Annotated in this window: 1 protein-coding gene and 1 pseudogene; both read left to right on the forward strand. The window is 79.1% G+C overall.

Annotation, left to right across the window (positions count from 1 at the left end; genetic code table 11):
* Positions 1–158 (forward strand): annotated as a pseudogene (locus EBN88_RS30030) (16S rRNA (adenine(1518)-N(6)/adenine(1519)-N(6))-dimethyltransferase RsmA); the annotation flags it as partial.
* A gap of 84 nt (positions 159–242) precedes the next feature.
* The coding region (locus EBN88_RS30035; protein WP_122400096.1) for a 4-(cytidine 5'-diphospho)-2-C-methyl-D-erythritol kinase at positions 243–941 on the forward strand (699 nt) is incomplete at its 3' end.

Below are 941 nucleotides of genomic sequence, written 5' to 3' on the forward strand. Positions count from 1 at the left end.
GCCGCAAGACGCTGCGCGCCGCGCTGGCCGGCTGGGCCGGCTCGCCGGCCGCCGCCGAGGCCGCCTGCCGGGCCGCCGGCGTCCCGCCCACCGCCAGGGGCGAGTCGCTGACCGTGGCCGACTACGCCCGGCTCGCCGAGCACCGGCCGCAGGACTGACCGGCCCCGCCGACACCGCTGGCCGACCGGGGCCGAACGCCCCGGCCCACCAAGCCCGTTGACCCCGCTCCCGAGGACCCACCGATGACCGCCGCGCCCTCCGTCACCGTCCGCGTGCCCGCCAAGGTCAACGTCCAGCTGGCCGTGGGCCCGCCGCGCCCCGACGGCTTCCACGACCTGGCCAACGTCTTCCTCGCCGTCGAGCTGCACGACCTGGTCACCGCGACCGAGGCCGAGTCGCTCTCGGTCGGCTGCGTCGGCCCCGGCAGCGAGCAGGTGCCCACCGACGACCGCAACCTGGCGGTGCGCGCCGCCCGGCTGCTGGCCGAGCACCACGGGCTGGACCCCCGGGTGCGGCTGGACATCGTCAAGGACATCCCGGTCGCCGGCGGGATGGCCGGCGGCAGCGCGGACGCCGCCGGCGCCCTGCTGGCCTGCGACCGCCTGTGGGGCACCGCCACGCCCCGCGACGTACTGCTCGCGCTGTGCGCCGAGTTGGGCTCCGACGTGCCGTTCAGTCTGGTCGGCGGCGCGGCGCTGGGCCGGGGCAGGGGCGAGAGGCTCACCGAGCTGCCGGTGGGCGGGGTCTTCCACTGGGTCTTCGCGCTCGCCGACGGCGGCCTGTCCACCCCGGCCGTCTACCGCGAGTGCGACCGGCTGCGCGGCGCCGACCCCGTTCCCCCGCCCGAGCCCGACCCCGCGCTGCTGGCCGCGCTGGCCGCCGGCGACGCCGCCGCGCTGGCGCCGACCCTCGCCAACGACCTCCAGCCCGCCGCCCTCGCG

The organism is Streptomyces triticirhizae (assembly GCF_003696235.1).
Classification (GTDB): domain Bacteria; phylum Actinomycetota; class Actinomycetes; order Streptomycetales; family Streptomycetaceae; genus Streptomyces; species Streptomyces triticirhizae.